Annotated in this window: 25 protein-coding genes; 12 read left to right on the top strand and 13 right to left on the bottom strand. The window is 57.5% G+C overall.

Going from position 1 to position 24,052, the window contains the following annotated elements; all coding sequences use genetic code 11:
• Positions 1–414: 414 nt before the first annotated feature.
• Positions 415–1,305, top strand: coding sequence for a LysR family transcriptional regulator (locus LG327_RS09985; protein ID WP_404361670.1), 891 nt, complete (start codon positions 415–417; stop codon positions 1,303–1,305).
• On the opposite strand, the gene LG327_RS09980 is transcribed toward LG327_RS09985, so the two are convergent.
• From LG327_RS09980 to LG327_RS09950, 7 genes are all read right to left on the bottom strand, one after another.
• A complete protein-coding gene (locus LG327_RS09980; protein WP_404361669.1) occupies positions 1,287–1,751 on the bottom strand; it encodes a GNAT family N-acetyltransferase in 465 nt (154 codons plus the stop codon). The two genes, LG327_RS09985 and LG327_RS09980, sit on opposite strands and share 19 nt — an antisense overlap.
• Positions 1,748–2,131: a hypothetical protein gene (locus LG327_RS09975; RefSeq protein ID WP_404361668.1), complete on the bottom strand. Its 384-nt coding sequence runs from the start codon at positions 2,129–2,131 to the stop codon at positions 1,748–1,750. Before LG327_RS09975 ends, LG327_RS09980 begins: the two co-directional genes overlap by 4 nt.
• Complete coding sequence (locus tag LG327_RS09970) at positions 2,128–3,108, bottom strand: aspartate-semialdehyde dehydrogenase (protein ID WP_404361667.1); 981 nt, start codon at positions 3,106–3,108, stop codon at positions 2,128–2,130. Before LG327_RS09970 ends, LG327_RS09975 begins: the two co-directional genes overlap by 4 nt.
• Positions 3,105–4,025: an EamA family transporter RarD gene (rarD, locus tag LG327_RS09965; protein ID WP_404361666.1), complete on the bottom strand. Its 921-nt coding sequence runs from the start codon at positions 4,023–4,025 to the stop codon at positions 3,105–3,107. Before rarD ends, LG327_RS09970 begins: the two co-directional genes overlap by 4 nt.
• A gap of 48 nt (positions 4,026–4,073) precedes the next feature.
• Positions 4,074–4,829, bottom strand: a complete 756-nt coding sequence (locus tag LG327_RS09960; protein WP_404361665.1) for an iron-containing redox enzyme family protein — start codon at positions 4,827–4,829, stop codon at positions 4,074–4,076.
• Between the two features lie 17 nt (positions 4,830–4,846).
• Positions 4,847–5,581, bottom strand: a complete 735-nt coding sequence (locus LG327_RS09955; RefSeq protein WP_404361664.1) for an ArpA protein — start codon at positions 5,579–5,581, stop codon at positions 4,847–4,849.
• A gap of 585 nt (positions 5,582–6,166) precedes the next feature.
• On the bottom strand, positions 6,167–6,637 hold the full coding sequence (locus tag LG327_RS09950) for a flavodoxin family protein (RefSeq protein ID WP_404361663.1): 471 nt from the start codon (positions 6,635–6,637) through the stop codon (positions 6,167–6,169).
• Positions 6,638–6,907: 270 nt separating this feature from the next.
• On the opposite strand from LG327_RS09950, the gene LG327_RS09945 reads away from it, so the two are divergent.
• Positions 6,908–7,114 carry an MbcA/ParS/Xre antitoxin family protein gene (locus LG327_RS09945; protein WP_404369335.1) on the top strand — a complete coding sequence of 69 codons (207 nt, stop codon included), beginning with the start codon at positions 6,908–6,910 and terminating at the stop codon, positions 7,112–7,114.
• A gap of 861 nt (positions 7,115–7,975) precedes the next feature.
• Here LG327_RS09945 and LG327_RS09940 read toward each other — a convergent pair.
• From LG327_RS09940 to LG327_RS09930, 3 genes are all read right to left on the bottom strand, one after another.
• The gene (locus tag LG327_RS09940) at positions 7,976–8,359 is read right to left on the bottom strand and encodes a hypothetical protein (RefSeq protein WP_404361662.1); all 384 of its coding nucleotides are present in this window, start codon (positions 8,357–8,359) and stop codon (positions 7,976–7,978) included.
• Positions 8,360–8,506: 147 nt separating this feature from the next.
• Positions 8,507–9,559, bottom strand: a complete 1,053-nt coding sequence (gene recA, locus LG327_RS09935) for a recombinase RecA (protein WP_404361661.1) — start codon at positions 9,557–9,559, stop codon at positions 8,507–8,509.
• 151 nt (positions 9,560–9,710) lie between these two features.
• On the bottom strand, positions 9,711–10,211 hold the full coding sequence (locus LG327_RS09930) for a nicotinamide-nucleotide amidohydrolase family protein (RefSeq protein WP_404361660.1): 501 nt from the start codon (positions 10,209–10,211) through the stop codon (positions 9,711–9,713).
• A 226-nt stretch (positions 10,212–10,437) separates the two neighbouring features.
• Between LG327_RS09930 and mutS the strand changes: the two genes are divergently transcribed.
• Together mutS and fdxA are read left to right on the top strand one after the other, a co-directional pair.
• Positions 10,438–13,032 carry a DNA mismatch repair protein MutS gene (mutS, locus tag LG327_RS09925; RefSeq protein ID WP_404361659.1) on the top strand — a complete coding sequence of 865 codons (2,595 nt, stop codon included), beginning with the start codon at positions 10,438–10,440 and terminating at the stop codon, positions 13,030–13,032.
• 194 nt (positions 13,033–13,226) lie between these two features.
• The gene (fdxA, locus tag LG327_RS09920; protein WP_404361658.1) at positions 13,227–13,550 is read left to right on the top strand and encodes a ferredoxin FdxA; all 324 of its coding nucleotides are present in this window, start codon (positions 13,227–13,229) and stop codon (positions 13,548–13,550) included.
• 87 nt (positions 13,551–13,637) lie between these two features.
• Here fdxA and LG327_RS09915 read toward each other — a convergent pair whose 3' ends face one another.
• The 3 genes from LG327_RS09915 to LG327_RS09905 form a co-directional block, all read right to left on the bottom strand.
• Positions 13,638–14,279, bottom strand: a complete 642-nt coding sequence (locus LG327_RS09915) for a LysE family translocator (RefSeq protein WP_404361657.1) — start codon at positions 14,277–14,279, stop codon at positions 13,638–13,640.
• Between the two features lie 35 nt (positions 14,280–14,314).
• Positions 14,315–15,340, bottom strand: coding sequence for a hypothetical protein (locus tag LG327_RS09910; protein WP_404361656.1), 1,026 nt, complete (start codon positions 15,338–15,340; stop codon positions 14,315–14,317).
• A 177-nt stretch (positions 15,341–15,517) separates the two neighbouring features.
• A complete protein-coding gene (locus tag LG327_RS09905; RefSeq protein WP_404369332.1) occupies positions 15,518–16,354 on the bottom strand; it encodes a metal-dependent hydrolase in 837 nt (278 codons plus the stop codon).
• A 204-nt stretch (positions 16,355–16,558) separates the two neighbouring features.
• Here LG327_RS09905 and LG327_RS09900 point away from each other — a divergent pair, with 204 nt between their 5' ends.
• From LG327_RS09900 to modC, 8 genes are all read left to right on the top strand, one after another.
• The gene (locus tag LG327_RS09900) at positions 16,559–17,365 is read left to right on the top strand and encodes a PhzF family phenazine biosynthesis protein (RefSeq protein WP_404361655.1); all 807 of its coding nucleotides are present in this window, start codon (positions 16,559–16,561) and stop codon (positions 17,363–17,365) included.
• A 57-nt stretch (positions 17,366–17,422) separates the two neighbouring features.
• Entirely contained in the window at positions 17,423–18,604 is a 1,182-nt protein-coding gene (locus LG327_RS09895; RefSeq protein WP_404361654.1) for an NAD(P)/FAD-dependent oxidoreductase, read from the top strand.
• 99 nt (positions 18,605–18,703) lie between these two features.
• A complete protein-coding gene (locus tag LG327_RS09890; RefSeq protein WP_404361653.1) occupies positions 18,704–20,356 on the top strand; it encodes a serine/threonine-protein kinase in 1,653 nt (550 codons plus the stop codon).
• A complete protein-coding gene (locus LG327_RS09885) occupies positions 20,356–21,114 on the top strand; it encodes a PP2C family protein-serine/threonine phosphatase (protein WP_404361652.1) in 759 nt (252 codons plus the stop codon). The genes LG327_RS09890 and LG327_RS09885 overlap by 1 nt, the downstream gene beginning before the upstream one ends.
• 23 nt (positions 21,115–21,137) lie before the next feature.
• Positions 21,138–21,491: an FHA domain-containing protein gene (locus LG327_RS09880; RefSeq protein ID WP_404361651.1), complete on the top strand. Its 354-nt coding sequence runs from the start codon at positions 21,138–21,140 to the stop codon at positions 21,489–21,491.
• Between the two features lie 67 nt (positions 21,492–21,558).
• Complete coding sequence (gene modA / locus LG327_RS09875) at positions 21,559–22,254, top strand: molybdate ABC transporter substrate-binding protein (RefSeq protein WP_404361650.1); 696 nt, start codon at positions 21,559–21,561, stop codon at positions 22,252–22,254.
• 36 nt (positions 22,255–22,290) lie between these two features.
• The gene (gene modB / locus LG327_RS09870) at positions 22,291–22,968 is read left to right on the top strand and encodes a molybdate ABC transporter permease subunit (protein WP_404361649.1); all 678 of its coding nucleotides are present in this window, start codon (positions 22,291–22,293) and stop codon (positions 22,966–22,968) included.
• Positions 22,965–24,044, top strand: a complete 1,080-nt coding sequence (gene modC, locus LG327_RS09865; protein WP_404361648.1) for a molybdenum ABC transporter ATP-binding protein — start codon at positions 22,965–22,967, stop codon at positions 24,042–24,044. The genes modB and modC overlap by 4 nt, the downstream gene beginning before the upstream one ends.
• Positions 24,045–24,052: the final 8 nt, after the last annotated feature.

The following is a 24,052-nucleotide window of genomic DNA, read 5'->3' as shown; positions in this document are numbered from 1 at the left end:
GTAAGTCTCCTTTTGTAAGTTAATTTTGCATTCAACACTCAGAAGGGGCTTCCGCCCTACGAGGACAGTGCCCTCGGGGCGGTGATCCACTGCTGTTCTTAATCAGAGATCCAGATCAGCTACCTGATCGCTCCGCTGGGGAGTGAATCTGCTTGAGCTTGGAAACCCAAACCGAAACAGCCCCAGCTTCCTAGTGTGCACGAATTTTGCCGAGCCAAGAGCTAAGAGGACGTGATTTTTTCTGTTTCCCTGACCCCGATCTCTGTATCCTCACTCAGTTTTTGGCCGCCATAGAGAACTGTGTTAAAAAACGAGGAAGAATTAATGAATTACCATTGTTTTTTGCCATTCACTCCCACTCTCCCTAATATTGAAGGTTCTTTTCGCCCACCTCGTTGAAGGAAGTTGTACTCCATGGATATCGGATCGCTGGAATCTTTCGTCTTGTTTTCCGAACTTGGCTCGTTCGCCAAAGTTGCAGAGAAACGATTTAGAACCAATGCCGCGATAAGCGCACAAATGAAGCGGCTGGAGGAAGAGTTTGAAGTTCAGCTTTTCCGGAGAGACGGACGGAACGTGGTCTTGACTCAGGCCGGCGAGGATTTATTGCCCTTTGCTCAGTATATGCTAGACCTGAATCGTCAGGCGAAAGACCGCTTGCAACAGAACAGCAAACCGCTGACGCTTGTGATTGGCACGCCCAGTGACTACGCCAACGACTTCTTGATGGGGATTCTGAACTATGTCCAGGAGATCGTACCCGACCTCTTGACCAAGCTTGTGATCCGATCGACGGAAGAACTGAAGACGGCGTGGGAGAACGATGAGATTGATATCATGCTGTTCAGCAGTGCGTCGCCGATCGGCGAGGCCTCCGTCATCGGGAAGATCCGAGGAGTCTGGGTAAAATCCCAAGGCGTTACGGTCTCCGGCAACCCCTGGTCCGTCGTGCTTTACGATGACTCGTGCTTGTTTAACCGCCACGCCATTCGTGGATTTAAAGAGGCCGGGATTGACTATCGGTTGGTCTCAACCAGCTCCGATACCAACGTGATCCACCACCTGCTGCACAAAAACAGTGTGATCGCGGCGATGGGGGATGCCTGTTTGACCAGTGGATTAGAGCAGGTAACGTCACCGCAGTTGCCGCCATTGCCTACCGTCTATCTTATGGTTCGCGTGTCCCAGCGGTTTTCCGAAATTGATCAGGACAATTTGGCACAGGCGATGCTGGGCATCTTGGACGACAACATTGCGGCCTACCTGACACCGCGATCGGGGACGACTCAGAGAGAGATGGCGTAATCGATCGCTGCGTCCGACTTGTCGGCGCGAATCTTTTGATAAAAGCGTTGAGCGCCAACATTGGTTTTCAGCGCTTGCCATCGAAGCTCCCGACACGCCAAACCCTTTGCGATAGTTTTCAGCTCATCGATAACCTTCTCTCCCAGACCGCGTCGGCGGGCGCTTCCCTTCAGGTAAATATCGTCGATGAAAAGAATTGGCTGTGCTCTGGAGGAATTGATGCCGGTGTATCCGGTGACGTAGCCGACGATTTCTCCATCGAAATTGATAAACCACGCAAGGCCGGGTTCACCCGAGAGAAAATTCTCTCGGATGTCACTTTCCTTGGCACTGACCGGGTGTGGCAGCTCGATCGTCTTCGCCATTTCCACGAACAGTTCTTTGAGCAGTCCAGCTTTGTCTGGCTGGACAGGGACCAGGCATAACTCTTTAATGGCAACGCTCACGCTGAGACCTCCGAGCCCATAACCGAGCCCAAACGTCGTCGAGAGGGCTTGGCCGCTTCCAGCTGCTCAGCCAATCTCTCTCGCAGAGCGCTTCGGATTTCTGCTGCGTCCTCTCGGTCAAGAATGTAGCAGTGCACCTCTTTCACGTCGTAACAACATTGCTCAATGCTGAACGTCATCTGATAGAAGAGGCATCCCACGATCTGCATTTCCTTGCGAGCCACCAGTGCTTTGAGGCAGTGATGGCGCCCAAATAAGACATCGTCCAGGTGATCGAAGGAGATCAGGTTGCGCGAGTTGCCCTTTTGGCACCGTACCACCAAATTAACGATGGCCTCGATATCAAACGGTGCAACTGTCTTCACATGGAGATTGCTCATCGCTCCAGCTCCCGGGCAATTCTTACCGCATTCCATGCCGCGCCTACCCAGAGGTTGTCCGCAACGACCCATAGCCACAAACCGTTGCGAGCGTCTGGCTCTCGACGGATCCGACCCACGTAGACGTCTTCTTTATTCTCGATGGTCCGAGGGGTAGGGAAGTCCTCCGGATTGGGAGCAACCTTGATTCCCTGCCCCACCAGCGCCGCCTTGACTGCACCCATATCGAACGCTTTGTCGGTCTCAATGTAGGCCGCCACGCTGTGGCCACGGAAAACCGGGACACGCACCGCAGTGCAAGTCACAAACATGTCCGGCTCGCTCAGAATCTTCCGCGTCTCAAACCGAACTTTCTCCTCTTCGAAGGTAAAGCCGTTATCCATGAAGCGGTCAATTTGAGGAATTACGTTATGGGCAATGGGACGGCTGAACGGCGAAGAATCGCCGGCACCCTCTGAGTCCACCAGAGAGGCATGAAGGCCATTAACGCCCTCGTTGCCCGCACCGGAGACGGCCTGATAGGTGGACGCAATAACTTTGCGCACACCAAACCGCTCATGAATCGGCGCCAGTGCACGAACCAGCTGGATCGTCGAGCAGTTCGGGTTGGAAATCAGCTTCTGGCCGGTGTAGGCAGACTGATTAATCTCCGGAACGATCAGAGGCACCGTATCCTGCATCCGGAATGCGCTCGTGTTATCAATCACGATCGCACCCTGAGCAGCGGCTTTGGGCGCCCATTCCCGGCTGACGTTTCCGCCAGCTGAGAAGAAGGCATATTTCACCTGAGAGAAATCAAACTGCTCGATATCAACGACTTCGTAGTCGCCGAACACCGTTTTCAGGACTTTACCTGCAGAGCGCTTGGAGGCGACAAGATGAAGCTGTTCAAACTCGAACCCCATTTTTTTCAGGACTAGCAGGAACTCGGAGCCAACAGCTCCGGTTGCACCTACGATCGCAATCACTGGCTTCATTGTTCACCCGCCGCAAGAGTCTTTCGTGAAAACACTTTCGCCTGATCCAGCAAGTACACAAGGCTGGCTAGGAACACCAGTGCGAAGGTCACTTTGTGGTGCTCTGTGAATTCCTCGCCAAAGAGGAACACCGCGAAGATGAAGTTGCAGGTAGGCGGAATCAGCTGGAAAAACGCCAGTGTAATCATCTCCAGGTTCTGCGCGGCGACGGTGTACCACCACAGCGGCAGGACACTGATCAGGCCAACGATCGCCAGAACCGCCCACTGAGTCGTGGTTGTCTCAGCACCGAAGCTGGGGCCGCCCTGAAACGCCAAGAAGATGAAATAGCCAATGGCAAACGGAAACAGGAATACGCACTCGATCGTCAGTCCCGGCAGAGGCTTGATCGCCACGCCCTTTCGAATGGCTGCGTAGAGCGAGAAGCACATACCAATGATCAGCGCGATCCACGGCGTTTGGCCGTAGCCTGCGATCAGGTTCAGGATTGCCGCCGCCGTCAGGATGATGGCGAACCACTGGACCATATTAGGCCGCTCTTTAAACACCAGGAATCCAAACATCACGGAGAAAATCGGGCTGATGTAATAGCCGAGCGAAGCTTCCAGAACCATATTGTTGGTCACCCCAATGATGTAGGTGAGCCACCAGATTCCTGAGATTGCAGCACTGCTTGCCAAAATCAGCCGGGCCCGCTTGTCCTTCAACAACGCTTTCACGTCATAGAACGAGGCGTTCTTTGCCATCCCCAGAAGAATCAGAACAAACAGAAGCGAGCCGACTATTCGGACAGCCAGAACATCGACCGAATCGATACCTTTAAGAGGGCTGTACCACAGCGGGTAAGAACCCCACAGCAGGGTGGCCATCAAGGCGAAGACCACGCCCACAGAATTATTGGCTTGATTGTTTTGCATATCGGATTTCCTTTGGGTGCGATCGCACGCACCCGTTGATTTTACCTATCAGGCGCACGCCGCTGCCGTTTCTTGCACGCGCAGCTCAACGTTGTCCCAGAACTTTTCCATCAGCTGCAGGTAATGAGCAATGCCAGATTCGAAACGCTCCTTGCCTTCATCGTCGATTACATAGGGACCGAGGATGTTGTAGATGGCATTGCTGTGTCCGATTTCTGCTTCAATGTGCATCTCCCAGAAATGCCGGGTACGGGCGTCATAGCCCTGATTCTTTAGGCCTTCGTTGTAGCGCGAGCACATCGCTGCAGACTGGGTCTCGTCGGCGAATAGAGCGCCAAGCGCACGTTCCAGAGGCAGGCTGTTGTAGATTTCCTTGATGCCCTCGTTCAGTGCCACCGAGGATTCCAGAGGCTCGTAGGCCTCGATGTCCTCGGAGGTGATATCAAGCATGTCCAGGAATTGTGCAAACATGTCACTGTGTGATTTCTGGGTACCTAGTTCATCCGTAGAGTTATGGAGCACCTCGCGAAGCACCGCTTCGTCTCGCGTGATGGTCGAGATGTTCGCCACGTAAAATGGCAGGTACTTGAAATAGGCGTTCGTCTCCAGATACAGCTGCTTTTCCTGTTCCTTGGACAAAGCATTCTCGCCATACCATGCCAGAAATGGGTGATTGACCGAACGGTGAGCCAGGATCTCTTCCACCTTCTGGTCGAGATACGCTTTGACTGACTCAGACACGCCCGATGATCTCTGCATGACTTTGAAGTCGTTCTCTTGGAAGTCTTTTGCTAATACAGTCATTGATTCAATTCCTTTTGTTAAATGAACGCCGCGACCATGGTTTCGTGCTCGACCTGCTCGCGCTTGTCGTTCGCACTCGCCCAGCACGTATTGAGAATAATCCGGGTGACTTCACCTTTCATCGGCGTGACCCGGTGCAGAGTAGTGTCCGACTTCAGGAAATACGCCTGTCCGGTGACGTGGTAATAAGAACGAATGGGGTTATCGACGATGTACTGGTCGATCTGAGGGTTTTGCTTATCCCAGGTGGTGTGAGGGATACACTGCAGGATACCGCCGTGCTCGATCGCCGGTGCTTCCAGAATCCAGATCACGGTGTAGGGGTAGTCGCCCCAGTGCCAGCCGTGGGTGTCGCCTTCCCGCTCCAGCTTGTTGATCAGGAAATGCTCTTCTTCCCAGCAATCCGCCAGCTCGTCACCCGCGATGTTGCCAAGCAATCCACGCAGCGCGGGAGACTTATACAGCGCGTTGATGATGGTGCCGTGATCCCGGATGCCCTGCGCTGTCACATTGCTCATGAAGCGCTTGCTGTATCCGGTTGATGCGACTTTAACGTCACGGCGAATGCTGTGCTCTTCAAGCAGCTGATCAGATTCAGCAATCACTTGGTCGAACAGCTGGGCCGGAATGAGCTCCCCAATATCAAATTTTAGATAGCCATTGCGAGAAAACTCCTCGGCACGCGTTTTCAGCTTCTGTGCCGGGAAAGCATCTCGATGATGTGTCTCAAGCAGACTTTCAAGATTTTCCATTGCTAATCCCTAAATTGCGTTTTTGTGCTTCCTTGTCAGTGTTCAACAAGTGATAGCTACTTTACTGAGCGGCTAACCGCATGAATAACGAAAAATTTTTAGGGATCGCCAAATATTTCTTGCCGATTTGATGCTGATATTTGTGTTTCAGTTCCTCGCCACTCAATGTCCTCAATACAATTGCCAAGCGTGCGAGACGATAATCTGGCGTTCAACCGGATGCCAAACGCGTGGCGCTTTTGGTTCTCTGCGCTGGCGCTTCGGCGCCGGTTACCTCAGCGCTAGGTTATTATCGCCAAATCTGAATGTTCGCTTTGCGACCCGAGCGGCCAATTTGTGGTGTCAATCTCCGGCCATGTTGTGGTTTCAATACCACAATCTTGTGGGTGGTTGAAATGGCGAACGTCCGCTGACCTCATCCTTAGCCCCTCCGCGCTGCATGCAGGCAATATACTGCCCAAGGCACTGAAGTAAGTCGGGTTCGGCACCATTCGGTCCGGATTTATCGGGGCTTTTAAAGTCAATATAAAGCGGTTGAAGCAAGAGCTTGCTCTCTGGCGCTTACCATTTTCCCGACTAACCACCTCAGATAATTCCTGCCTCCAGGCTGGCCGCCATCGACAATCCAAGCTCCTCACATTGGTCAAGGAACTCTTTCTGAAACTCCCCACGGCAGATTAGAGGCTCTTGCACGAGCCGCCATTTTAAGCCAGTCGTTATGCTCTCTATTGCTTTCCGAGTGCCCGTGCCGTCGTGACCCGCTCGAACATAGAAGGCAAAGGGCAGCCCCTCCGTTTTTTCGAGGCACCCATAAAAACACCGGTCAAATACGTCCTTAACCAGGCCTGCCATGTAGCCAAGGTTCTCAGTCGTGCCTATGACGATGGCATCAGCAGAGTTGATATCGTCGGGCTGTGTTTCAAGAGGGGGAAGATACCGCACTTCTACACTGTCTATATCGGGATCAGTGGCGCCTTTGATCAAGGCCTCTAACATTTTCTTCGTATTCTCGGAGGGAGCGTGGGCGACTATGAGTAGCGTCTTTTTTTCAGACATGGCGGTCTCCGAACTAATTTGGGTAAAGGCTTTGGGGTTTTACCCCGTTATGGCTGATCTTCAGCAGTAAGCCGCCCACTGCCCTCTCGAGGGTAAAATCATGCTCCCGCCAATGGGGGGATTTTTAGATCAGCTATGATCTCTGTAAGCAATGGAATGATGAGAGGATAATTGCCCGTGACTCAGAATACAGTAGAGCGATTTCACGCAGCAGCTTCTGCGCTGGAGCTCGATGAGAACGAAATCGACCAGCTCCTGAGCAATTCGACCATGCACCTGGAAGAAACGATTGCTTCTTTGCACCGAATATATAGCAGGCTCAGTCCTAAGGTCGGGCGTGATCGTGATGCGATTCGGCACTGGGTCCACTGCAGCAACAGGCATCTGGGAGGAGAGAGCCCAAAGGATCTTTTGGGGAGCATTGACGGCCTCGAAACTGTAGTCAATTACTTATCGGTACTCGATGGTGGGTCTTGACTGAGCCAAGCCTGAGAAGAGGCCCCTTAAAACCATCACATTATATGAGGCCAGCCATCCCAGCTGCCTTCCGGTTGTTGCAGGCCGGTGAGCGTTCGACGCGATTGAGATGGACGCTATCCTCTCAATCTTTCAGGTCGGCGAATACGCTCCGCCCATTTGAAACGCTGCTAGCTTTAACCCGGGTCGCGAGCGGCTTGAGTTACTCAAGTGAAATCAGATCTGGTACCAACTCCTTCGGAGAGCACTCCAGACAACGGGCAAGCAACACTATTTTCTCAAGTGTAACGTACTGGAATGAAATTCTATCTCTTTTTGCTACTGGCTCACAGGACGGCCGGGAATCGTGTACCACCAGCGCTGCGGCGGGACCATCGGATAAATACTGAAAATAAGGCCAATGGCGTCGGTGGCCAGCCCATAAGCTTATTTGGACGGAAGGAACGCTAACCTGGAGCGAAGCCGGGTGGGCGACGGACTCTCGTAGCCAGGCAGCAGAATAGTGCCCACTAGAGGTGTTGTCGGGCGCGGCTGAAACTTGAGGAAGTTACGTCAGAAAGAAAACAGTATAGCTTGAAGAGCTAGTTGCTCAATGTGATCCGGACGCGCCTATGCCATTGGATTTGATGGAATGGGAGCAAGCCGCGCCCCTTCGTGTAGAGTTGGCTGGTAAGGGCCTTCTCGAAAATTGTCGACAATAAAAATAGAAAGTGGTTCGCCTCATTGGCAGAGTAATCCCCGTAAAATAGCGCCACCGCTAGGAATGGTGGATTACCCACACACCATTGGCACTGAAGCAAACCTCGGGCAGCTCAGTGACACCGCAGTCGACACTCCTGGCATATGCCCGCCCTCAAAACATCAACCATGATGGGCCGCAACAGGACATCCGGATTGGAACGTGAAGTCGAACATGACATATGGGCCACAAATTGTAACTGACGGGAGGCCTACGTTTTTTCTCACCATGATAAAATGATGGCACTGACTTTCAGACACGAGGTTACCGGTGCAAAGAAACACTTTCAGAGCTCCGCTCATGTAACCCAGGTTCTCTGTGGTGCCCAGTATGATGGCGTCGCAGGCCAGCACATCTTCCGGGCCCGCTTCCAGGGGTGGCAGAACCCGGACGTCAACCGCTTCCACGTCAGGATGACGCGCGCCCCGTTCAACCGCCGCCCGTAAGGCGATGGTGTTCGGCGAGGGAGCGTGAGCCACGATCAGTAACTGTTTTGCTTCTGCCATGCTGCGCATCTCCTCCTGACCCGGATATAAGCTGAGCTCTCACAGTGAACCAGGGCTCTGCCCCTGTAATGAAAAAGCCGACCCCCTGCGAGGTCGGCTTTCAGGATGGCATTTAATCCATCCACGCGCTCTTACTGACCGGCTGGATCAGAGCAGTTCGTCTGTCGCTTCCGCCGGCTCTTCAACCGCGGCCTTTTTGACCGGCTTGGGCATCAGCTTTTCGCGGATTTTGGCTTCGACTTCGGTGGCAATTTTCGGATTCTCTTCCAGGAATTTGCAGGCGTTGGCCTTGCCCTGGCCAATCTTGTCGCCATTGTAGGCGTACCAGGCGCCAGCCTTGTCAATAAAGCCTTCCTTCACACCCATGTCCACGACTTCGGCCATGTGATAGATGCCCTTGCCGTACATGATCTGAAACTCTGCCTGCTTGAATGGCGGCGCCACCTTGTTTTTCACTACCTTGACGCGGGTTTCATTCCCGGTCACCTCATCCCCATCCTTGACCGCACCGATGCGACGGATGTCCAGGCGAACGGAGCAGTAGAATTTGAGGGCATTACCACCAGTAGTGGTTTCTGGGCTGCCGAACATGACACCGATCTTCATGCGGATCTGGTTGATGAAGATCATCAGGCAGTTGGCGTGCTTGACGTTACCGGTCAGCTTGCGCAGAGCCTGGGACATCAGCCGGGCCTGAAGGCCGACGTGGGAGTCGCCCATTTCGCCTTCGATTTCCGCTTTCGGAGTCAGGGCGGCCACGGAGTCGACAATGATGACGTCTACGGCGTTGGAGCGCACCAGCATGTCGGCGATTTCCAGCGCCTGTTCGCCGGTGTCCGGCTGGGATACCAGAAGGTCGTCCACGTTGACGCCCAGCTTCTCGGCGTACTGGGGATCAAGAGCGTGTTCGGCGTCGATGAAGGCGCAGGTTTTGCCCTGCTTCTGGGCTTCGGCGATCACCTGCAGCGTCAGGGTTGTCTTGCCGGAGCTCTCCGGGCCGTAGATTTCACAGATCCGGCCGTAAGGCAGGCCGCCAATGCCAAGCGCCACATCAAGACCAAGGGAGCCGGTGGATACAGCCGGCAGCGCTTCCCGGGGCTGGTCGCCCATTTTCATTACAGCGCCCTTGCCGAACTGTCGTTCGATCTGGCTCAGTGCTGCGCCCAATGCCTTCTTGCGGTTGTCTTCTGTGGCTGCCATCGCTACCAAATCCTCTGTCGCCTGCCACCGGCCGGTGGCTGTGATCGAACCTGGTCATGCCAAACTGCTCAGAGCCGGAGGCGAACCAGGTAATTAACTGTATATTTGACCAGTATTAAAACATAACCCGTCGTCCAGACCAACCCCTGTTTCAGGATTCCGTTAAAAAGGCCCGGACGCCCTGCAGGGCAAAGAGTACAGCCTGCCTCCGCACCTGATCCCGGTCTCCGGAAAACACCTCAACCACGGCTTCGGTATCGGCCGGAGAGCGGCCCCAGGCGAACCAGACGGTGCCCACCGGTTTGTCGTCAGAGCCTCCACCCGGCCCCGCTATGCCACTGATAGCGACGGCGACATCTGCCTCGGTGGTGGCGAGAGCGCCAGCGACCATTTCCCGCACCACCGGTTCGCTGACCGCGCCATGGCCGTGCAGGGACTGGTCGGTTACCCCCAGCAGGGCCTGTTTCATTTCATTGCTGTAGGTCACCAGACCACCATGGACCCAGCCAGAGGAGCCGGCCCGGTCGGTCAGAACCTTGGCAACCCAGCCACCTGTGCAACTTTCAGCGGTGACAATCATGCCGCCGACGCGTTGAAGCTCTTCGGCCAGGTAATCGCCTGCATCTGCAAGCTGTTGGTCGGACACTGCCATGGGAACCTCCTGAGAATTTTAGGGGCCAGGCACGGCGAATGCCGCCATTCCGGACCGGAGCTTTCGCAATGCTGCAATCTGGCAGGTGGATCGTCAACAGTCGCTTCATTAACGGGATTTTCACCGGGTGATTTAATCGGTGGCGGGATTCTCTTACAATCCGGCCTTCGTCATTCATCCAATCCAGAGAAGCCGGCCCTGGCCCTCTGCAAAAACCGGATCTCCCATGGCAGTGACACAGTCCGATACCCCCGCCCACACGCCGATGATGCAGCAGTACCTCCGTATCAAGGGGGAACATCCCAGCGAACTGGTGTTTTACCGGATGGGGGATTTTTACGAGCTGTTCTACGACGATGCCAGAAAAGCCGCCGAGCTGATGGACATCACCCTGACCGCCCGGGGGCATTCCGGGGGCAATCCGATACCCATGGCCGGCATTCCCTACCATTCGGCGGAAGGTTACATCGCGCGGCTGGTCCGGGCGGGACAGTCCATTGCCATCTGCGAGCAGATTGGCGACCCGGCCACCAGCAAGGGCCCCGTGGACCGGCAGGTAGTGCGGATTGTCACCCCCGGCACCCTGAGCGATGACGCTTTCCTTGAGGACCGGCGGGACAATCTTCTCGCCGCCATTTTCAGCCACAGGGAACGCTTCGGCTTCGCCTCCCTGGACATTTCCAGCGGCCGTTTCGCGGTTTCCGAGCTGGACAGCCTTGAAGCCCTGCAGGGGGAGCTGCAGCGCCTGCGGCCCGCCGAAATACTGATCAGCGAGGACTTTCCCTATGAAGAGGTTCTCAGTGGCTTTACCGGTATCCGCCGCCAGGGGCCATGGCTGTTTGAAACAGACACCGCCCGCCGGGTAATCACCCAGCAGTTACAGGTGCGGGACCTGAGCGGTTTTGGCTGTGAAGATCTCACTCTGGCGATTTCAGCGGCCGGCTGCCTGCTGCAGTACGCCAAAGATACCCAGCGCACCGCCCTCCCCCACATTCGCAAGCTCAGCCGGGAACGACGTGAGGAAACCGTCATTCTGGACGCTACCAGCCGCCGAAATCTGGAGATTGACACCAACCTGATGGGCGGTACCCAGCACACCCTGGCCTGGGTCATGGACCGGACAGCCACCGCCATGGGCGGCCGGCAGCTGAGGCGCTGGCTTAACCGGCCGCTGCGGGACCTGGATGTGGTCAGGCACCGCCAGCAGGCTGTATCGGCCCTGCTGGACGGATTTCATTTTGAACCGGTTCACGAGCTGTTAAAAGCGGTTGGTGACATCGAACGGGTTCTGGCCCGGGTCGCTCTGCGTTCAGCCAGGCCGCGGGATCTGGCCCGGCTGCGGGATGCCTTTGGTGCCCTGCCGGAGCTGCAGCAGGCTCTGAAGCCAGTGAACTCCCATCATGTGGTCCGGCTGGCCACCACCATTTCAGAATATCCTGCTCTGGAAGACCTGCTCGGGCGGGCAGTTATCGACAACCCGCCAGTGGTGATCCGGGACGGTGGCGTCATCCGGGAGGCTTTTGACGCGGAACTGGATGAGCTTCGAAACATCAGTGAGAACGCCGGCCAGTATCTGCTGGACGTGGAAACCCGGGAGCGTGAGCGAACCGGCATCAGCACCCTGAAAGTGGGCTACAACCGCGTCCATGGCTATTACATAGAGATCAGCCGGGCCCAGTCCGGCCAGGCGCCGGTGGACTACATCCGCAGGCAGACCCTGAAGAATGCCGAGCGGTTTATCACTCCCGAGCTGAAAACCTTTGAAGACAAGGCCCTGAGCGCAAAAAGCCGCTCCCTGGCCCGGGAAAAGGCTCTCTACGATGAAGTGCTGGAGGCGGTGGCCGAGCAGTTGGCACCCCTTCAGGACAGCGCCCAGGCCCTGGCCGAACTGGATGTGCTGAGCAATTTCGCCGAACGGGCCACAAGTCTGCGGTTCAGCGCCCCGGAATTCTCCGAAACATCCGGCTTCGATATCGAGCAGGGCCGGCATCCGGTGGTGGAGCAGTTGCTGGAAGAACCCTATGTTCCCAACGACCTGCTGATTGATGACAAACGCCGGATGCTGGTGATCACCGGCCCGAACATGGGCGGTAAATCCACCTACATGCGGCAGGCAGCCCTGATTGCCCTGCTGGCCTACACCGGCAGCTTTGTACCAGCCAGCCGGGCGCGCCTGGGGCCGGTGGACCGGATTTTCACCAGAATGGGTTCTTCCGATGACATTGCCGGAGGCCGCTCAACCTTCATGGTGGAGATGACGGAAACCGCCAACATTCTCCACAACGCCACGGAACACAGTCTGGTGCTGATGGACGAAGTGGGCCGTGGCACCAGCACCTTCGACGGCCTGTCCCTGGCCTGGGCAACCGCCGAGCATCTGGCCCGGGAAATCCGCTGCTACACCCTGTTTGCCACCCACTATTTCGAGCTGACCCAGCTGGCAGACCAGCTTGAGCACGCGGTCAACGTGCATCTGACTGCCACCGAACACGATGACTCAATCGTCTTTCTGCACAATGTCCACGATGGTCCCGCCAGCCAGAGTTACGGTCTGCAGGTGGCGAAGCTCGCCGGTGTGCCGGCGGGAGTCATCAGCAATGCCCGCCTTCAGCTGAAACAGCTTGAGGGCAGCGCCGCACCTGTTGCTCCGATGAAGACAACGGCAAAAGCGCCTGAACCGGCGGTAATGCAGGGTGACATGTTCGCGACGCTGGAACCCAGTGCAGTGGAGAAGGCCCTGGCGGAGCTGGATCTGGATGACCTGAGCCCCCGTCAGGCCCTTGAGCAGCTGTACAGCCTCAAGGCCAGACTGGACGGGTAATAAACATATAGCGGAGCGGTGCTTGCGACAAGGCGGGCTGCTCCCTACAATATCGCCCATCTTTCATAACGCTCAGTAGAAAGGGACGTTCAGCAGGCAACGCCGTGCCAGAACCGGGTTTGCGGCTTCTTTCACCCGCCGGACTGCATGATTCGCCCGCTGATGAGACTGACTACAAGCCCAGGAACCCGATTATGACTTTTGTCGTTACCGATAACTGCATCAAGTGCAAGTACACCGACTGCGTGGAAGTCTGCCCGGTGGACTGCTTCTACGAAGGCCCGAACTTTCTGGTTATCGACCCGGACGAGTGTATCGACTGCGCCCTGTGCGAGCCCGAATGCCCGGCGGAGGCCATCTTCTCGGAAGACGAATTGCCGGCGGATCAGACCCAGTTCACAGAACTTAACGCCGAACTTGCGGGCAAATGGCCCAATATCGTCGAAAAGAAAGATCCTCTGCCAGATGCCGCAGAATGGGACGGCAAGCCAGACAAGCTGCAGTATCTGGAGCGCTGAACGGCCTCCCGGGAATAACAGGACAATGAAAAAGGGAAGCCTTCGGCTTCCCTTTTTTGTGGCTGGCTTTCGTCGCTGGCACGGTTCTCAGGGCTGGGTGGTAAAAGCCAGTTTCGTGCCGAACCCCACAAAAACACCGCCGGTGAGCGCATGCATCAGCCGCTTGATGCGCCCGTTCACCGTCATGCGGTGGGTTCTGACCACCAGCATCGCAATCCCGCATTGCCAGACCATCGCCATGACAAAATGAATGCCGGCCAGAAAAATGGACTGGGCAAAAGCCGGGCCCGCCGGATCAATGAACTGGGGCAGAAAGGCCATGTAGAAAAGCGCGGTTTTCGGGTTCAGCACATTGGATAACACGCCTTCCCGGAACGAGCGTCCGGGCCGGACTCTGGAAGGGCGATCACCGCTTTTCATCGCGACAGTCGGCATGGGACGGGCCGCCAGGTAGAGACTGCTCAGACCCAGCCAGATCAGATAGCAGGCTCCGGCCCATTTCAGCGCTGAAAAGGCCCAGGCTGTCTGCACCAGGATCAGGGATATACCAATGGCCGACAGGGTGGCATGCACAAAAAGCCCGCAGCAGATGCCCAGGCTGCTTATGGTTCCGTCCCGCAGCCCGCCCCGCCCGGTATTGCGAATAACCAGAAGCGTATCCACCCCTGGCGTCACGGTCAGCAAAAAGGTGGCCAGCAGGTAGGCCCACAACAGATCCAGCGGTGGCATTGCGTCTCCATCAATCGGATCAGAGCAGTATCAGATCACTGCAGAATTTTCTTCACTGCCGCGGAGCGATAAAAGGGTTCCAACCGGCGCCGCAGCATGGCCTCAAGGTAACCCTCCTCCCGGAGCACGTCCACCGCCGGCACCAGCAGTGCATTCACTTCCCCCATGACCAGGTCTTCGGTAACCCCAACATCAGCCAGGAGGTCGGAGACGGGCGCATCACCATATTTGGTGAACAGGTGCTCCACCACAGCCTGGCAACAGCCTCTGAAATAAGGGGTTTTGCGGAATCCCAGCCAGAAGTCGTAGCCGAGCACCACGAATTCCTGCAACTGAACATTTCCCATGCCTTCCTGGAACTCGGCGATGGTGGAATTTTCCAGCTCTACCCATGCGGACATGATGGTGTCGTGAACCTCTTCGTCGGACAGCGCCTTCTGCAGGAACTGCTCGCTGCGAGCAATCAGGCCGGGGAGGCTTTCCGACAGCCAGGTCTTGATCCGGCGCTCGAAGGTTTCATCCAGCCCTGGCACAGCCCTGTTGGCCATCTTCCGGCTGAATTTCATCATTGAGCCCACGCCTGGAACATTTTTCGCTATCAGGTTGTCTTCATAGAGATAGTTTACCAGCCCGTGGTAGACCACATTGGCCACCAGTTCCTGATAGACCGGGTGAGCCATTATCTCAGCGATCAGCCGCTCCCTCTGCGCCCGCATCTCAAGGCCCTGCTCCAGGAAGGCCGTCGCCTGCTCACGGCTGAGAATGTCCTTCAGGCGCGTATCCGACTGCACCGGAGCGTTCATCACCTCCGCAGCCATCTCTCCGGCAAGCTCGGGAATGCCTCCGTCCAGTTCCATATCCACCACAGTGCGCTGGATAACGCCCATTATCTGATCCACCGAGACAAAACGGTTCATCGGGACAGTCTCTGCCCGCTGGAACAGCTCAGCTACCTCCTGGCCGAGAAATTTGCGCAATCTGGTGCCCTTGAGGGAGGCCAGTTCATGTTTTACGTGCTGTTCCAGCAACGCCGATGCAACATCTGTTTTTGTCTCTGCCATTGTCCGGTACCTGACGAATATAGGGGAACCCTGTCCCGATAAGCATCGAGACTATCACGACCTGGTCAAAGGGAAATTATCCCAAAAGGCTGCCAACCGGCGCGTAGCGGCCACTGCGGCGTTCGGGACACTTCCCCGGGAGGTCGTGCTGGAGACCGGAGAAAGTGGGCTGCGCTGCTAAGAGGCCTTGCTGTAGGTCCTGTCCAGTTCCGAAAGGCTGCTTTCAAGGAGCTCCCGGTTATCCTGCTGCCAGGGATGAAAGCCCTTGCGGAAGTACGCAAGGAAGTCCGGCAGACAGTGACGCAGAACCCCCGGCTTGCCCCAGAGAAAGCCAATGCCGCCCATCCAGGTGCGAAGGCTCCAGAGCTTGCCTTCAGTTTTCAGCAGGCTGCAGGTGTTGAGGAAGGTGTACTTGAAGAAGTTGAAGGTCACGAACAGGAACACGAGGCGGCGAAGACGCTCGTCACCCACGCAGTGACGGTAAACATCAAATGCTACCGCCTTGTGCTCGGTTTCCTCGATGGCATGCCAGCGCCAGAGCTCCTTCATTGCAGGAGTAGCGCCCTCCATCCACTGGGGATTGCGCAGAATGGCATTGGCCAGCACGGCGGTGTAGTGCTCAGCACCACAGGTACCCGCCAGCTGGCGACTTGGCGGCAGGCGACCCACCCATTCCATGTGTTTGCGAAAGCGTGCATCCAGCCCGTCTATATCATAGCCCCGGGCCTTGAGCCCTTCGTTGTAATGCTTGTGCTCCCGGCTGTGAAGGGCCTCCTGGCCGATGAAACCACGGATTTCCTCACTGAGTTTGGGGTCATCGATCTGGTCCCTGTACAGACGCACCGCATTGATGAACTGCTGCTCGCCATCCGGAAACTGGAGTGAAAGTGCGTTGAAGAAGGCTGTGCGGAAGGCATCATTGCCATGCCAGAGGGTTTTGAGTTCGTCGGCGATATCAAAGCGGATATGGCGGGGTGCAACGCTCACCCCGTCCGGTGTGGAGCTGAGAGACATGATGGCCTCCTCATTATTGTTGTTGGGCGAAGCCCGGTGGAGCGAAAGTATCTGGTTCAATTTATACTCCAGTGTGGGACAGCTGACCAACCGACAACTGGCTTTAGGGGCCATCTGGACCAGTCATAACAGGCCAACCGTCAGAAGACTCACAGTCCAGGGCCAGCTTCCGCCCCCTTTCGCGCCCAATAACGGAGAACAGCAATGGCAACTTTTTCCCTGTATCAGGTCGATGCTTTTACAGACAGCGTTTTCGGCGGCAATCCTGCGGCCATCGTGCCGCTTGAGCAATGGCTGGACGATGGCCTGATGCAGAAGATCGCAAAGGAGAACAACCTGTCAGAAACAGCGTTTTTTGTGCCGGAACCTGAAGGCGCAGAGTACGACTTCCATATCCGCTGGTTTACCCCCGGCGCAGAGGTTCCCCTGTGCGGCCATGCAACCCTCGCCACCGCCTGGGTTCTTTTCAACAGGCTGGGCTGGAACAGGGACAGCCTGCTGCTGCGCTCAAAAAGCGGGCCACTTGGCATAACCCGCAAAACAGGCGGCTGGCTGGAGCTGGACTTTCCCAACCTGGCCTTTGAAGAGACGGCAACGCCCGAACTGGTCAGAAAAGCCCTCCCCGGGGCTCCGGCTACCGCATTTTTTGTGCCCAGCGACACCAATTACATGCTGGTACTCGACAATGAAGCTGCCGTGCGGGAAGCGGCACCAGACATGGACGCGCTCCGGGCACTCGGCAATCAGGGGCTGATCATCACCGCTGCCGGGGAGAAGAGTGACTTCGTCAGCCGGTACTTTGCCCCGGGCTTTGGCATTGATGAAGATCCGGTTACCGGCTCCATACACTGTGTGCTCACTCCTTACTGGGCAGAAAAGCTCGCCAGGGAAACCCTGGTCGCCCATCAGGTGTCCAGCCGGGGTGGCATTCTGAAATGCACCCTGAATGGTGACCGTGTCGGCATTGCCGGTCAGGTAGCGTTTTACATGGAAGGCAGCATTCAGGTCTGACGGCTGTAGCCTGAGCCCGTATAATGCGGGCCCACACTTACTGGCTGACGGAACCCAATGTCCTCAAGTTACGACATCATCATCATCGGCGCTGGCGCCGCCGGCCTCATGTGCGCAGCAACGGCGGGATACCGGGGGCGCCGGGTGCTGGTGGTGGATCATTCCAACAAGGCCGGCAAAAAAATCCTGATGTCCGGCGGGGGCCGGTGCAACTTCACCAACCTCAACAGCACCCCCGCCAATTTTCTCTCCGACAACCCACACTTCTGCATCTCGGCCCTGAAGCGCTATACACCCCAGGATTTTCTGGAGCTGGTGGAACGCCATGGCATAGAGCACGAGGAAAAGGCCGCGGGCCAGCTCTTCTGCAGGGATAGCAGCAGGGAGATTCTGGACCTGCTGCTGACCGAGTGCGAATGGTCAGGCGCCGAAGTCAGGCTGGAAACCGTCACCACCGAAGTAACAGAAACTCCAGCCGGCTATGCTCTCCAGACCAGCGCGGGAAAACTGAGCTGCGAATCCCTGGTGGTGGCCTGCGGGGGCCTGTCCATTCCCACCATGGGCGCTACCGGCTTTGGCTATGAGCTGGCGCGACAGTTTGGCCTTGAGGTCCTGCCGACCCGCGCAGGACTCGTGCCTTTCACCCTGCATCCCGAGCTGAAAACCCGTCTGGCTCCGCTTTCAGGGGTTAGCTGTCCTGTTGATGTGCAGTGCAATGGAGAGCATTTCCGTGAGCCCATGCTGGTGACCCACAGGGGCCTGAGCGGGCCGGCGATGCTGCAGATATCCAGCTACTGGCGTCCGGGCGACACCCTCGCCATTAACCTGTTGCCGGGACGGAACGCCCAGCAGGATCTGACCGCACTGCGCCACGAAAAACCCCAGTCCACCCTGGGCCATTATCTCAACCAGCAACTGCCAAAGCGGTTCGCACAGGCCTTCGCCGACATGCACAACTGGCACGGGCCACTCCAGGGCTATCGCAATGCTGTCATTGAGCAGATTGCTGAGACCCTGAATCACTGGACCATCAAACCCGCCGGCACGGAAGGTTACCGGACTGCGGAAGTCACCCTGGGCGGCGTTGATACCCGGCAGCTTTCATCGAAAACCATGGCAACCCTGGAACGGTCAAATCTGTTTTTCATTGGCGAGGTGGTGGACGTAACCGGACATCTGGGCGGCCACAACTTCCAGTGGGCCTGGGCATCGGGTGTGGCGGCAGGAGCTGCGGCCTGACTGGCGATCGCTTACAAAAAACCACAAAAGTTTCGGTGCCGTTTTCCCTGCTCTGTTCCTAAACTGTTGAAAATTCCCGGTCAGGCTGTGCATGGAGAAGTGATTATCCGATTCCTGTTTTCCCGGCTTTTCAGCCTGCGCCTGGTGGTGGTCGCATCTGCTGTCCTCCTTGCCCTTGCGCTTCTGCCGGCTGGCCTGGAGCTGCCTTTTACCACCCTGGCTGACCGGGTGCTTTTCGATCTGGTGATGTCATCGCCTGACGCCTCGGTGTCCCTGGCACCCCCGGCTTTTGCGGCCGCGTTGCAGGACAGCGGGATAGCCACTTCGCTTTGGTCCCAGTACGCACCCCCGGCCGCTCTTGCCCTGGCCACTGTTTTTCTGGTGGCTGTTCTACCGAGCCTCAGCACGGCCATGTCCGTACTGGTCGTCCTGATGATGCTTGCCACCATGGTAGTGGCACAGTCGGTGACCCTCCTCTTTCAACAGCAATGGCTGCCCCTTGGCTCGGTGGTGGTTTTTCTGGCTGCAGGTTTTGTCCTGATGCTGTTCTGGTTACAGCCGCACCGGGAAATCCGCGCCCTGCGGGAGAACGTGCGGGACGCGCGCTATCAGCTCGGCAGGCTGCTGCTGCAACAGGGCCAGGCCGACGACGCCCTGGCGGCGCTGGCCGACTGTCCGGTGGACGCGGAGACCCTTGACCTGCAGTACAACATCGGCCTGCACCAGGAGCGAAAACGCCAGTACGATGCGGCTGCCCGCACCTGGCGTCAGATTCTGGCAGGAAAGAACAATTTCCGGGACGTAAAAGAACGGCTGGCCGGGCTGGAGACAGTCAACACGGGGTTCACCGAAATAACGGGAGGTGCTCTGGAGGCCACCCGCACCCTGGTTCTGCCGGACCAGGCTATCAGCAAGCCCGTGCTGGGGCGTTATGAAATTGAACGGGAACTCGGCCGGGGCGCCATGGGCGTGGTCTACCTGGGCAGGGACCCAAAGATAGCCCGCACCGTGGCCATAAAAACGTTCAGCTACAGCCAGTATGAGGGCGCGGAACTGAAAGATCTGAAGGAGAGGTTTTTCCGGGAGGCCGAAGCAGCAGGACGCCTGAACCACCCGGACATAGTGGCTGTTTATGACGTCGGAGAAGAGGCCGACCTAGCGTTTATCGCCATGGATTTTGCCAGTGGCCGGCCTCTCAGTGCCCATGGCAAAGCCGGCACCCTGCTTCCTCTGGCCGTGACACTCAAGGTGATCGCGCGGGTGGCGGAAGCCCTGGACTATGCCCACAGCCAGAAGATAGTTCACCGGGATATCAAACCCGGGAATATCATCTTCAACCGTAAGACCGGAGAACTGAAAATCACCGACTTTGGCATCGCCAGAATTGCCGACGATTCCAGAACCCGCACTGGCAGCGTCATGGGGAGCCCGCTTTACATGTCGCCGGAGCAGCTCAAAGGCCAGAAGGTCACCGGGGCGTCCGACATCTACAGCCTGGGCATTACCCTGTACCGGCTGGTTTCGGGAAACACCCCCTTTCAGGCGGACAACCTGGCCAATCTCACCTTTCAGGTGCTGAACAAACGCCCCAGAAGCGTGCGGGAATACGCCCCGGAGCTGCCGGAGGGCGTGGTGCGAATAATCAACCGGGCCATCCAGCGGGACCCCGCCAAACGTTTCCCCAGTGCTGCCGCCATGGCTGATGCCCTGCAGAAAGTGGCGCTGCGAGAGGAAAACCGGGAGGTTTCCTGATGATGAAGCTGCAAGCTGCAGGCATTACTCATACCGGGGCCCGGCGGAGCACCAACCAGGATGCCATAGCCTGGCAGGTCAGCGCGGACGGCACCCGGGCATTTGCCGCGGTGGCAGATGGCATGGGGGGTTATGAAGGCGGTGAAATTGCCAGCCGCCTGACCATTGAAGCAGTGACTGAACTTCTGGAACCGGCACTGGATGGCTCCGAACCTGGCCTGCGAAACGCCAGCAAACTGCTCCAGCAGGCCATTACAGTGGCTGGGGAGCGTCTTGATGCCGCAAAACATGAGGACCCGGAGCTTGCGAGAATGGGCACTACGGTGGTTCTGGCATGGCTCCAGGGGAGCGAGGCACTGGTTGCGCACCTTGGGGATTCCCGCTGTTACCACCTGTCCGGGGAAGGCCTTGAGCTGAAAACCCGTGACGACACAGTAGTACAGAACATGGTGGACGACGGCTCCATCACCCCGGCGGAGGCGCCAAGAGTGCCTTTTCGCAATGTCCTTACCCGGGCGCTGGGGTCCTCAAAGGACGTGACCGCCACGTTTGGAGAATTCCAGCTGGACCCCGGCGACCGGCTGCTTCTCTGCTCCGACGGCCTGCCCGAGGCAGTGCCCGAAGATGAATGGCTGGACATCATGGCCGGCGGTGAAAGCCTGCAAGACCAGGCCCGGCGGCTGATCGATGCCAGTCTCGATAAGCGGGCGACAGACAATGTGTCGGTCGTCCTTGTGCAGGCCCTGTGGCCTGCCTGACCCTGATAGAACTGGAGCTTCCCATGGCAGTACTCTCCCAGCTGGTGGACAACGTGGTTGTTAACACCTTTGAACTGAACAGCCCCCTGACCCGCATTGGCCGGCGCCCGGAAAACCGGCTCTGCATTGACGAGATTTCCGTAAGCGGTCTTCACGCGGTGATCGAGACGGAAAAAAACAGCTATCTTGAGGGCGCTGTTGACTACTTCATCACTGACGCAGACAGTACCAACGGTACTTTTATCAATGATGTGCGAGTAGAAGGCCGGCAGCGCCTGAACAGCAACGACCTGGTCCGGATTGGCTGGAACATTTTCCGTTTTGTAGACGAGGAAGAGAACGCCCTTGAAAAGACCGCTTACATACTCGCGGAATAGGATATGGCGATGCCTGTTCCTTGCCGCGTTGCTGCTGTCGATGCAGGGGGCGCAGGCGGGGGGAGCGATGGTCGCGGTGGCTGCAAATTTCACCACCGCAGCGCGGGAGCTGGCCCGGGAGTTTGAAGCCCGCACTGACCATACCGTGAAAATGAGCTTTGGCTCCACGGGCAAGCTCTATGCCCAGATTGCAAACGGCGCACCCTACGAGGTCTTTCTTGCCGGTGATACGGAGCGGCCGGCGCTTGCGGTCAAGGCCGGCCTGGCGGACCCGGACAGCCGGTTCACCTATGCCACAGGCAGGCTCGTGCTCTGGAGCCCCCGGAGTCATCTGTTCGAAGACGGCGAATCTTACCTGCGCGAAGCAGACTTCCAGCGGCTGGCAATTGGCAATCCTGCAACCGCGCCTTACGGGCTGGCAGCTTTCCAGGCCCTGAGCCGGCTCAACCTGTGGGCAGATCTCTCGCCAAAGCTGGTAAGGGGAGAGTCCATTGCCCAGACCTTCCAGTTTGTCGCCACGGGCAATGTCGAGACGGGCTTTGTCGCCCTTGCGCAGCTGCAGGAGTGGAGCGGCGAGTCGGGCACGACCTGGGCTGTGCCCGAACATCTGCACGAGCCCATTGCCCAGCAGGCAGTTCTGCTTCACAAGGGTCTGCACAGCCATGCGGCCCGGGCCTGGCTGGAGTTTCTCCGATCGCCGGAAGCCTTGGCCATTATCGAGCAGTACGGTTATGGTGTGGCTCTCGCAACCCCAACACCTTGACCTTCAAATAACCGGACTCAGCGGAGCGACTCATTCATGGATGCCGAGTGGCAGGCCATCTGGTTAACACTCAAACTGGCCAGCGTGACTACGGTGATCCTCCTGGTCATCGGCACACCACTCGCCTGGTGGCTGGCCCGCACCCGGCACTGGCTGCGCCAGCCCATTGCCGCCGTGGTGGCCATGCCACTGGTGCTGCCTCCCACGGTGCTGGGGTTTTATCTGTTGATCCTCATGGGCCCCAACGGCCCGGTCGGAGAGCTCACCCAGAGCCTCGGCCTTGGCACTCTGCCCTTTACCTTCGAAGGCCTGGTGGTGGCCTCGATCATCTATTCGCTGCCTTTCACCGTTCAGCCCCTGCAGACAGCGTTTGAATCCGTCAATAGCCGCATGCTGGAAGTGGCGGCCACCCTGCGGGCCTCATCTTTCGACCGGTTCGTCACCGTTGCCATGCCCCTGGCCCGCTCGGGTTTTCTGACAGCCGCCGTGCTGACCTTTGCCCACACGGTCGGGGAGTTCGGCGTCATTCTGATGATCGGTGGCAACATACCGGGTGAGACGCGGGTGCTGTCGGTAGCCATCTATGACCACGTGGAATCCATGGAATATGCCAGGGCGCACTGGCTGGCGGCGGGGCTTCTGGCATTTTCTTTTGTGGTACTGGTGAGCCTGTATCTGATCAACGGCCGGGCAGCCATCCGGAGAAACCCATGACGGAGACGGCGGGCATCCAGATACAGCTGAGAAAAGTGCTTTCGGACTTCATCCTGGAGGTGGACCAGTCTGTCCCTGGAACCGGGGTAACGGCACTTTTTGGCCCCTCTGGCTGCGGCAAGACAACACTGCTGAGATGTCTTGCCGGGCTGGAAAAGGCCGACGGCCGGCTGACAGTCAACGGAGAAGTATGGCAGGACGGGCAGCGCCGGCTGCCAGTCCATTTGCGTCCGCTGGCCTATGTGTTCCAGGAGACCAGCCTGTTCCCCCACCTGTCGGTGCAACGCAATCTGGATTATGGCTTTCGCCGGATACCAGAGTCCTCCCGACGGGTGACTATGTCACAGGCCGTACACTGGCTTGGCATCGGCCATCTGCTTGGGCGGATGCCGGAAAGGCTCTCCGGAGGCGAGCGCCAGCGGGTCGCCATCGCCCGGGCCCTGCTCACCAGTCCGCGGCTGCTGCTGATGGACGAGCCTCTCTCGGCGCTGGACGTGGCAAGCCGCCGGGAGATACTTCCCTATCTGGGCCGCCTGCACGATGAGTTGTCCATCCCGGTGATCTATGTGACTCATTCACCGGACGAGCTGGCCCGCATCGCGGATCATGTCCTGATTATGGACCAGGGCGGGATTGTAGCCGCAGGCGGCCTGACGGAAATTACCGCCAGACTGGACCTGCCCAATCGCGACGACGAGGACCTTGGGGTCATACTGGACGCAGTGATCGGTGAACGTGACGGCCGGTGGCACCTGTGCCGGGCCGATTTTTCCGGCGGCAGCCTCTGGGTGAGGGATACCGGCGACGCCGTGGGCACCAGAGTCAGGCTGCGGGTACTGGCGCGGGATGTCAGCCTGGCCCTGAGCGCCCATGAAGACCAGAGTATTCTGAACCTGCTTCCTGCCCGGGTTACGGAAATCTGCAGTGAAGATCACGCGGCGAATGCACTGGTGCGACTGGAACTGGATATTGTACCCCTACTGGCAAGGCTCACCCGGCTATCGGTGCACCGGCTGGGCCTGACCCTGGGCCAAACGGTATGGGTGCAGGTCAAATCGGTCGCTGTGCTCGACTAATGTCCTAC

The sequence above is a fragment of the Marinobacter sp. genome (assembly GCF_044799475.1).
Lineage (GTDB): Bacteria > Pseudomonadota > Gammaproteobacteria > Pseudomonadales > Oleiphilaceae > Marinobacter.
Note: the sequence above shows the minus strand (reverse complement) of the source record. Positions and strands in the feature narration are given on the sequence as shown.